Consider the following 10,634-nt stretch of genomic DNA (forward strand, 5'->3'; position numbering starts at 1 on the left):
GCCCCTCCTTTTGATAGATGAAGCCACACCCGTATGTTCTGCCGCCGAAGAGACGCACCGGGGCGATGTTTGTTGGGATGATTTGGAGAGGCCGCTAAAGGCGTCCATTGTTATTGACAGTTAACGCCGCGGTCTGGCGAATACGGCGATTGCACTCCACGCCTCATGGTTATTATCATTAGCATGTAACGATCTGCTGTTCCTAAAGTGCTGGAAGAGGCAACGCATGTCCAACGCGCTCCATCATCTCAACCTTCGCGTTGCCTGGCACGATCAGCGATGGAACGGCCACGTCTGCGCGGCACCGTCAAAGAATTCATATTGCCTCGACCTGGACCGGATTCGTACAGAGCGCAACGACGGAGCGGAGGACTCCCTAAAGGGAGAAGCCTTCTGGAACCTCAAGGACGGGCAGTTTCCGCCGTGCCAAGCGGATTCCGGGGCCTTCATGAACGAGAAGACGTGGTGGCGTACCTTTCAGCATCCGTATCAGGACATTGAGAAGGCTCAGGCAACGCACGGCAAGCTGATCAGAACGCCGATCAAGGTGCCGCCGTATTCGACGTTCGCCGTACCGTTTCGCTGGATGCTTCGGGAGAACCAGCGAGGCATTGAAGAAAAACTCTGCACACCGCTTCCCCCTGACGACGAGCCACCCTTCAAGACTTCCTGGGTGTATGCGCGGGAGAGACAAACCGCTCTTTGCGAATTGTTCTTCAGCAGCATTGTACCGAACAAGTCTCTCGTCTTCTTCTACACGAAGAACGGGCACCCTCTTGATGAGTCGATCAACCGGCTTGTCGTCGGCGTTGGCCAAATCGAGTGGATGACGAAGATTCAGCTGTATGAGGCTACCGAAGGTCCGCGCTATCCCTTGTGGGACCGCCTATTCACTCATTCCATTCGACCTGACGGGGCGAAGGGTACGCTGCTTCCCTATCACGACTACCTTGAGCCAACCGGAGACCCTGACGAAGACGAACGCCGAAAGGTTCTTCTGAACGATATAGCCGTTGTCCCAGAGGCCATTCACACGATGGCCTTCTCGCACGTCGGCGAACACGCGACACATGATATCGCGCTCTCGACGCTTGTGAGAACCCTCGAGGCGATCCGCAAGGTCCGTCAACATGGGATCGCGAGCGGTCCATGGGAAAAGCGCGAGGAATGGCTCAACGAGCAGATTCACACGGTTTGGCAGCAGAGAGGCGCGTTTCCCGGTGCGGGTGCAGCGCTCGAAGCTCTTGGCATGCGCCTTGGCACCAGCATGATGTTCGAATTGTTGGCCAAGGATGAAGTCAAACCTACCGATGACCCCTGGCTTGTGTTGGACGCCATATTGCGCGGCGAAAAAGAGCCGCCGCAAGCTGCTTACAAAGCTGATATTGAGGCTGTGGCCGCAACGTGGGGAGCGTTGCCTAAAGAGCGCTCGGCTTTACTGAAGCTCCTGTCCCGCTTCGATCTCAGCCCAGCACAATCAATTCGGTGGTTTGACGCGCGCGAACGCAAGAAGGCGACCCGCGGTCAAGTGGACGACAAAGACATATTGGAAAACCCCTATCGCATTGTTGAATGCGATCTCGGGGATGCGTCGGAACACCCGGTTAGCCTCGGAGCCATCGACAGAGGGCTGCTGCCGGACGCAACAATCGCCGCAAATCATCCGGTGCCAGAGCCATCTCGCGTCGGAGCGCCGCTGGATTGGCGACGGGTGCGGGGTGCGTTTGTCAGCCTTTTGCGCCAAGCAGCAATACAGGGTGACGCGCTGCTGACCGAAGATGAGCTTCTCGATCAGGTAGCGACGCTCGACCTGGTGCAGCCCTGCCCGGTTTCAAGCGACTGGATCAACGGCAACGTCCAACGCCTCGAAACCGAGATCGCGCGCTTTCCCCTAAAGCGCCGGGAAAAGGATGAGGTAGCAGTCCTGTGCCTTCAGCTTACCGATGTTCAGAAGCGCGAGAAGCATCTCGCGCGGCTGCTGGCAAAACGTACTCAAGCCGCGCACCCGAGCCTCAACGAACCTTGGGACAAGCATCTGCGCGATACCATCAAGGAGCAAGGCGTTACGGTCGATCTTAGTGAGCCACGTTATGTCGACGCGCTAACCGAACAGGCCAAAGCTCTTGAACGGATCACAACCCGGAAGTTGAGCGTACTGGTTGGAGGCGCCGGAACCGGCAAGACTACGGTGCTGGGCGCGGTGAAGAAATCCTCTACTCTGGCCCGCCAAGGCATTTTGTTCCTAGCGCCAACAGGAAAAGCACGGGTTCGCCTCGGCCAAAAAACCGGCGATCCGTCTATGACCGTCGCGCAGTTCCTCTACCAGCAAAAACGTTATGACGCGGCCCGACAGCGACCATTGTTCGACGGGCCGGATCAATATGCCAAGGAGAAGACGGTCGTTATCGACGAATGTTCGATGCTGACCATGGATGATCTCTATGCCGTGTTGGTTGCCCTCGACCTCGCGCACGTTCAGCGGCTCATTCTGGTTGGCGACCCGAACCAGTTGCCTCCTATTGGCATTGGAAGGCCGCTTGCTGACCTGGTCGCTTTTCTTGACGAGGCGGCACAGAAGCAAATGGAGGAAGCCAAAGCACTTGCCCGCCTGTCAGTTGAAGTTCGGACCAGCGCGGGGGCACCTTCGGACAGTCTCCGGCTGGCCTCTTGGTTCACTCGCGAACCTCAACCGGTGGATGCCGATCGCGTTCTTAGCGATCTTGAAATTGGACGAGAGTTCAATGACCTCGAAGTCCACTTCTGGAACTCACCGCAAGAACTGCATACAAAGTTGCTTACGCTCTTTTGTAGACATCTGGACCTGAAGGATGCCTCCGACGTCGAAGGCTTCAATCGGGCGATGGGCCTTACAACTGAGGGCTGGATCCCGTTCGACGACCATGACGGAGCTGAGAATTTCCAATTGCTCAGTCCGGTTCGCAAGGGAGCCCATGGCGTCTTCGAGCTCAATCGCTGGATTCAGACGGAATTCCGCTCAGCACAACTGAAATCATCCCGCCAGCCGTGGGGATTGAGCCTGGGTGATGAAGAGATCGTATGGGGCGACAAGGTCATTCTTACCCGGAATGGCAAGAGAGATGGATGGAACGGCAAAGAGAAGAAGACGCAGGAAGAATATTTAGCCAACGGTGAAATTGGGTTGGCGGCATTCGGCAACGGAAACATGAGGAATAAGGCGCTTAACGTTGCATTTGCCGGTCGACCTGACGTTCGGTACGCATTCTGGCCGAACAATTTCAAAGGCGACAACGCTCCTCTAGAACTTGCCTATGCGCTGACCGTTCACAAGTCGCAAGGAAGCGATTTTGGAAAGGTATTCGTCGTCGTCCCGCGCCGTTCTCGCCTGTTGACGCGCGAATTGATTTACACGGCACTTACGAGATCAAAAGATCGCCTCATCCTTCTTCTTGAAGGCACTGACATCAGCCCGCTCAACGAATTGATTAAAGCATCAGAAACGGCGCGGCGAAGCACCAACCTATTTGCAGTTGGCGTTCGTGATGAAGCGCCACAAGCTGACACCGGCGGGAAGTCTGCTCCCGACCGCTATGCATCGCATCTTATCTACAGAACAACGCGCGGAGAGATGGTCCGGAGCAAGTCGGAATTGATCATTGCTGAGAAGCTTAATTCCCTCGGCATCAAGTATAGCTACGAGCGTCCTTTGGAAGGCATCCATGAGCCCGGTCAGTTGCGCCCTGACTTTTCATTCGTCGACGATGGGGGCAACGTTTTCTTGTGGGAACACCTTGGCCGAATGGACCTTGCACGCTATCGGGAAGGTTGGACTTGGAAAAAGCACTGGTACTCACAAAACGGCTATTCGGAAGACAGTAATCTGTTCACGAGTACCGAGGAGCAAATTCGGGACATTCGTTTTATCGACGACCTGGCTCACCGTATTCAGAAGCTTCTCGACTAGAAGGGGCGGACTTGAGAATTCTTGACGGAATTGAAGTCGATTGGACCGAGCGACTTTGGCGGTACTGTACGCTGGATCGTTTCGATAATTTACTTAGGACAAGCAGCCTTTACTTCGCTTCGGCCAATCAATTTGACGATCCTTTCGAGGGAGCGGTTGCCGTCCAAACCGATACTCCTCCCACCGACCCCCGCTACTTGGCGATGGAACGGACAGAGCACGCGTTCTTTCAACTGAAACGACTTACAAAATTGCACTGCTGGCATCGCGGTGACTTCGAGAGCGACGCCATGTGGAAGCTGTATTCCGGAGAAAGCAAGGGAATTGCCGTGTGCAGTTCCCCAGAGCGGATCCGGACGGCCTTGAAGCCGTTCCGGCTAAAGCCGGAATTCGGCACAGAAGACTTTTGGTGCGGTCAAGTAAAATACATCGACCTCACCCAAGTGCGGATGAATTCCGGAATGCTTGAGCGCTTCTACTTCAAACATCGGGTCTTCGAGTGGGAGCGCGAATTCCGGCTAGCGGTGTCTCTGCGAACTGCAGAGGAATTTGGCGTCCCAGTGCCGGAAGATGGCATCTCTATCTCTGTAGATTTGGAGGCATTAGTAGAGCTGATCTTCATTGGACCATCAATCCCACCTGAAGAACGCAGACGAGCGGAGGCCCTAATTGAAGAATTTGGCCTCCAGGACCGTGTTCGATACTCCAGCTTGCTTGGAAGACCTCGGTATATTTGAGGAACGAAATCGCTTCAGGGGGCGGGCGGTTTATTTTCAAAAGACGAGGAGGCAGCATGGAAGAGACAACGAAAAGCGCAGCATCATTACCAAGCAAGAATTCAAGTCTTTGGCTACTCAAGCATGAAGTTGACGACGAACAGTTCTTGCGGATCATCTGTGATTTCGCGCGACTGATCCGCCGTTCCGAAAAGGCCTGTGACGAGGCGGCGCGGCAGGACAATCCCAATTACAGGGCTTTTGTGATTGATGCGGAGTGCGACTATTTGGAAGAACTGGTAGGATCGTCATTCCTCTTACTCCAAGCAAAGATTCGACGAGTAAGAAGAGCAGCAAAAGAACTCAACGCTTTCATGAACGATCAGCACGGACTTGCAGTCGACATTCAGGATGAAAAGATTATCAATCTCCACGGATCTTACAGAAATTCTGAGCACAGTCAGATCAAGCTCATTTGGGAAATCGGTAATTACTATAAGCATCGCGACGAGTGGGACCATGAAGTTTGGGAAGATGTCCCCGCACAGGGCCGCGATCCATTGGAGCAGCCACGTCGTACGAGACGGACAGTTCAAGCGATCGGTATTGTGCAGTTTTCGACGGGAAACTTACGTCAAGCTTATGAGTTCTTTGAAATCCAGCCGTACTCTAAATGTGAAAAGCTGGCGAAGGAGGTGCAGGCTTGGGCAAAGGACGTATATCAGCTCGCGAAGGAGGAGTGTCAGCGAGCAACCGATGAGCACATTCAGAAACAACACGCTGGTCGCGCGGTATAGCCCCATATTGTTATACCAATTCCTTCAGAGCCCCCGCCTTACGACATGCGCCGCGCACTGAACGATCTTGATGCTGGCGTTGCCAGTGTCAGCTCAGAAGATTCTATTAAGCTTGGCGCGGCTTGTGATCATCCGCTAAGCCATGCACTTCTCTAAGAGGTTTGCTTTCTGTATCTCGGCGGCAGGCCATCGCTCGAGAGCACAATGGTCCCCAAAAAGAGGTTAAGAGCAGCACGCCGGAAACGTCCAACATCGCTTCCAACAAATGCGCATCTCGCTTCAGCGCTCGAAGGAAGATGCCTTCCAATAAATTGTTGAATTTTCATCCGGATTACCCGATACTACCATCCTATCTAGTAACCTGAGGCTCTTCGGGTTCTACGCTTCGAGCGTGTCGGGTGCGCCACTCTGCCTCCACGCGGGATGTGCTCGCGAGCTTCCAATTCCATGCCCGACGAACAAATCGCCGCACGATAGGCACCGCCTTCGCGCGCATGAGCTGACGCGGGGACTACGCGCCGCTACGCCGCCCGGCTCTGCGCCTGCTCGCCGATCAGGCTCACGCGATTCCGTCCCGCAGCTTTGGCCTGATACAGCGCGAGGTCGGCTTCGGCGAACAGGTCGGCGATCCGCCGCTGGTGAGGGCGGCCGATCAGGGCGGCGCCGATCGAGGCGCTGACTTTGATGCGATGGCCGTTCCAGAACAGCGGGCGGCTCAACATCACGATGGTTCGCCGCAGCACGTCGGCAATCCGTTCGGCGCTAGTCGGCGTCCGCAGGATGATGGCGAATTCGTCGCCGCCGAGACGGCTGATCAGGCCGGCACTATTGAAGGCGCGGCGCAGGCGCTGGGCCACTTCGCACAGGCACGCGTCGCCGGCGAGATGGCCGAGCGTGTCGTTGAGCTCCTTGAAGCCATCGAGATCGATCAGCACCAGTGCCGAGGCGAAGCCATGATGCAGGCTGTCGCCCACCACCTCGCGATAGCGCGTCTGGAAACAAGCGCGATTGGCGAGGCCGGTGAGCGGATCGGTTTCGGCCTGCTGCCGAAGGCGCTCGATCGCGAGCCGATCGGATGTGATGTCCTGTTTGCAGCCGAAGATCCGCACCGGGCGACCGCTCTCGCGCAGCGCATTGATCGACAGCCGCATCCAGCGCATTTCGCCGCGCCAGGTACGGATCTCGGTTTCCAGAGTGACCGGACGTCCGCTCTGGATCACTTCGGCGCGGGCGAGCTCCATGTGGCGCCGGGATTCGTCGATATAGAGGTCGACGATGCTGGCGCGCCGCAGCGGGTTGCCGATCGGATAGCCGAACAGATCATAGACCGCGGAGGTCCAGTTCAGGCGCTCGGTTGCGAGGTCACACTCCCAGGCACCGATCCCAGCGGCGGCCAGGGCCTGATCATAGAGACGTGCGCGAGCATCGTCCGACAAAACCGAGGCGACAGAGTCTTCCCTCATCGGCGATCCGGCAGCGATCCAAGACCTTATTCGAACACCTTAAGGACTAGGGCTGCCGCGTTAATGATTCCTATATTCATTTGCCGCACGTGCGCGGACCGCTCGTCTCAACCGGTCCCGATCCGCGGCTCGGCAATTTCGGAGATACGGCTGATGTCCAGGATCGTCAGGCGGTGGCGGCCGCTTTTGACGAGGCCTTGTTTCTGCCAGGCGCTGAGCGTGCGGCTGACGGTGAAGTAGGTCAGGCCCGCCATCGAGGCGAGGTCGATCCGGGTCACCGGGGATTCGATATGAATGCCAGCGGAGGTCCGGACGCCGGCCTGGGCAGACAGCCGCAGCAGCGAGGCGGCGATCCGCTGCGCGATGCATTTGCCGGTCATCTCGGTGGCGCGCTGCAGCATCTCGCGTGTACGGTCGCCGGCAATGCAGACGACGTTGTCGGCGAGCGCCGGGCTCTGCTGGGTCAACGCGATGAACGAACTCGTCCGCCACGCCAGCACCGAGGTGGCCTTGATCGCGGTGGCGGTAGCTGGATAGGAGCGCTGGCGAAACGCCGCCACGCAGCACAGATCGCCGGGCCGCATGATCCGCAGCGTGATCTGCTCGCCCTCGCTGTTGAGCTGGGTGACGCGGACCAGGCCGCTGAGGATCTGAAACAGATACTCCGGCACGTCACCCTGGTGAAACAGCGCCTGCCCGGCCGGAAATTGCCGCAGGCTCGACGCATCCAACAGGCGCGACGTCTCCGCGGGCGGCAATTGCGAGAACAGCGCGCTGCGTGTGGCAGCGGCGCGTAGGACACCCTTTTCCATCATCAACCTTGCAACTCCGCGGCGTCTATCAGCGGGCGTTTCCTACGCGTCCTTCCTATCAGCGGCACTGGCCGCTGTGGTTTTGAAGGCCTCTAATCGGCACGTGAACAATTGTCACAGTCGCGAGCTTTTCTAGGGGGCCGCCGCACCCGCGGCCGGCGTTGTTTGCTCGAAAGCAAAAAGCCGCGTCGATGCGCTCGCTATGGTCGGCGCTGATCGAGAAAGCCCGATTGCCATCGAGATCAGAACCGAAAGGTCGTGATCGCGGTCGCTGACGCGGGCCTATGTGCCAGCTGTCGTGTCCCGCAAGGACGCGATCTTTCATTCGCAAGGAGGGCGAGCCATCGCCGCGCCGCACGCCGAGAAGGCGGGCGATGATCGAATGGACGGGATCGAAGAATGAGAGCGGATGCGCATCCGGACACACGCAGCCTGATCGGCAAGACGCTTGCGGCAGCACCACGCCGACCGCTGCGAACCATCACGCTGGCGGCCCTGCTGACCTCGAGCAGCCAGCTCTGCTTTGCGCAATCGGCAACGCCCGGTGCCACCCTTACGCTCGACACCCTCGTGGTCGAGCAGCGGCGCGAAGCGGTGCGCGCGCCGGCGCGGCCGCGCTCCGTGGTGCGCCGCTCCGCGCCTGCCGCGCCACCGAGCGCTGCGCCGGCAGCTTCCGCCGTCCAGACGGTGGACCTGGTGCGCGAGCGCTTCAACGTGCTGGCCGGCGGCGTCGCGCTGGTGTCGCAGAAGGACATGCCGAACGCGGGCAACCCGACGCTCGCCAACACGCTGTCCGGCGTTCCCGGACTGATCATCCAGAACTTCCTCGGCGCCAACGACCAGCCGCGGATTCAGATGCGCGGCTCGGCGCAGCAGAACCCGGCCGAGCGCGGCGTGCTGGTGCTGTATAACGGCCTGCCGATCAACCGTGCCGACGGCTCCTACATCGTCGGCTTCGCCAATCCGCGGCAGGCCGAAGCGATCGAAGTGTATCGCGGCTACATGGCCAACCGGCTCGGCGCCACGGTGCTGAGCGGCGCGATCAACTTCATCTCGCCGACCGGATCGAGCCAGCCCGGCGTACAGATGTCGGTGAGCGGCGGCAGCTTCGGCCAGATCAACAGCAGCGCACAGATCGGCACCAAGAAGGACAATGTCGACGCCTTCCTGCAGTTCGACACCACCCGACGCGACGGCTTCCGCGACTACAATTCGTCGGACCGCACCAGTCTCAACGCCAATGTCGGCATCGCGCTGTCGGAGAACGTCAAGACCCGGTTCTTCCTCGGCTACACGGACCTCGGCTTCGACGTCGCAGGCCCGATCAACAAGGACGCGCTATACGCCAATCCGCGGCAGACGGCGACCGGACCGACCGTGGTCAATGGCGTCGCGATCAATCCGGGGCCGAACGCAGTGCGCGACAAGCCGCGGCGCGACGCCAGCCAGTTCATGATCGGCAACCGCACCACCGCGACGTTCGATGCGCATCTGATCGATATTGCTCTCGGCTACACTTACACCGACGACACCTTCCGGTTTCCGATCTCTTCGGGGGTGCGCGCCACCAAGGGCGGCGACTTCACCGGCCTCGTCCGCTACGCCTATAACCCGGCCGACGCGCTGCTGCCGCTGTTCGAAACCACCGCGCAATACAGCGTCGGCTCGGCGGATCGCGACTACTATCTCAACCAGAGTAGCATGACCGGCGCACAGTTCGGCAGCAACCGGCTCGACGCTCAGACGCTGTCATTATTTGCCGGCGCCAACGTCCCGGTGTGGCAGCAATGGACGGTGTCGCCGGCGATCTCCTATGCCTATGCGACGCGCGACAATGACGACCGCTACACCGCCGCGACGCGTCCGACCATCGCGTACAATCCCGCCAAGCCGACCGTGCTGCTGCCGAACGGCTCGGTGCCGACCCAGGACAACGGCTACGCGCGATCCTACTCGGGGTGGAATCCGAGCCTGGCGCTGTCGTATCGGCCGGATGCGATGCAGACCTTCTTCATCGCCGGCAGCCACAGCTTCGAGCCGCCGACCCATGACGATCTGATCGCCACCATCAATGGCACGCCGAATTCCAGCCCCGGACGGCCGACACCGGCCAATCCCAAACTGGTCGCAGCGGCGTTCGCGACGCCGAACCTGTCGGCGCAGACCGCGGTGACGGTGGAAGGCGGCTGGCGCGGCCGGGCCGACCGGTTCTCCTGGGACGTCGTCACCTACTACTCGTGGATCGACAACGAGTTGCTCAACCTGCGCGATGTCACCGGCGCCTCGATCGGCGCGATCAATGCCGACCGCACGACGCATTTCGGCATCGAACTCGGCGCGGGCGTCAAGTTCACCGACAAGCTCTCCGGCCGGCTCGCCTACACCTATCAGGACTTCCGCTTCGTCAACGATCCGCTGCGCGGCAACAACAAGCTCGGCGGCGCGGTGCCGCATCTGATCTACGCGCAACTGCAGCTGCAGGCGACCGACGCCTGGATGGTGCAGGGCGCAGTGCGCTGGAGCCCGGCGTCCGTACCCGTCGACAATATGAATACGCTGTATGCCGATCCCTACGCGGTGGTCGATCTGCGCAGCGAGTACCGGATCAACAAGACGTTCCGGGTGTTCGGCGAGATCACCAACCTGTTCAACAAGACCTATGCGGCGACCTCGCTGGTGGTGGATCAGGCGCGGCCCGATCAGGCTGCCTTCCTGCCTGGCGACGGCCGCGGCTTCTACGCCGGCATCAAGGCGTCGTTCTGATCAACCAGCAAGGATACGATATGACCAAACGCTTTCTTCTGGCGGCCATCGCGGCTGCCACACTTGTCGCGCCGGCGATCGCCGCGGACTCAGTCCGCCTTTCGCCTTTCCTGGAGCCATGGGCCGGCCACCAAGACGGG

General features: G+C 59.3%; 6 protein-coding genes. 4 read left to right on the forward strand and 2 right to left on the reverse strand.

From position 1 onward, the window contains the following. Positions 1-226 precede the first annotated feature (226 nt). The 3 genes from DYI24_RS02545 to DYI24_RS02555 are packed head-to-tail and all read left to right on the forward strand — an operon-like array spanning position 227 to position 5,456. A complete protein-coding gene (locus DYI24_RS02545; RefSeq protein ID WP_164571144.1) occupies positions 227-3,943 on the forward strand; it encodes an AAA family ATPase in 3,717 nt (1,238 codons plus the stop codon). Between the two features lie 11 nt (positions 3,944-3,954). After that, on the forward strand, positions 3,955-4,680 hold the full coding sequence (locus tag DYI24_RS02550; protein WP_164571145.1) for a DUF2971 domain-containing protein: 726 nt from the start codon (positions 3,955-3,957) through the stop codon (positions 4,678-4,680). A gap of 56 nt (positions 4,681-4,736) precedes the next feature. Beyond that, complete coding sequence (locus tag DYI24_RS02555; RefSeq protein WP_164571146.1) at positions 4,737-5,456, forward strand: hypothetical protein; 720 nt, start codon at positions 4,737-4,739, stop codon at positions 5,454-5,456. 521 nt (positions 5,457-5,977) lie between these two features. Here the strand turns inward: DYI24_RS02555 and DYI24_RS02560 are convergent. Then, positions 5,978-6,919, reverse strand: a complete 942-nt coding sequence (locus DYI24_RS02560) for a sensor domain-containing diguanylate cyclase (RefSeq protein ID WP_164571147.1) — start codon at positions 6,917-6,919, stop codon at positions 5,978-5,980. A 107-nt stretch (positions 6,920-7,026) separates the two neighbouring features. Further along, entirely contained in the window at positions 7,027-7,731 is a 705-nt protein-coding gene (locus DYI24_RS02565) for a Crp/Fnr family transcriptional regulator (protein ID WP_164571148.1), read from the reverse strand. 399 nt (positions 7,732-8,130) lie between these two features. Between DYI24_RS02565 and DYI24_RS02570 the strand changes: the two genes are divergently transcribed. Continuing rightward, complete coding sequence (locus tag DYI24_RS02570; RefSeq protein ID WP_164571149.1) at positions 8,131-10,494, forward strand: TonB-dependent receptor family protein; 2,364 nt, start codon at positions 8,131-8,133, stop codon at positions 10,492-10,494. Positions 10,495-10,634 lie beyond the last annotated feature (140 nt).

It is taken from the genome of Rhodopseudomonas sp. BR0C11, from assembly GCF_010820945.1.
GTDB classification, from domain to species: domain Bacteria; phylum Pseudomonadota; class Alphaproteobacteria; order Rhizobiales; family Xanthobacteraceae; genus Rhodopseudomonas; species Rhodopseudomonas palustris_H.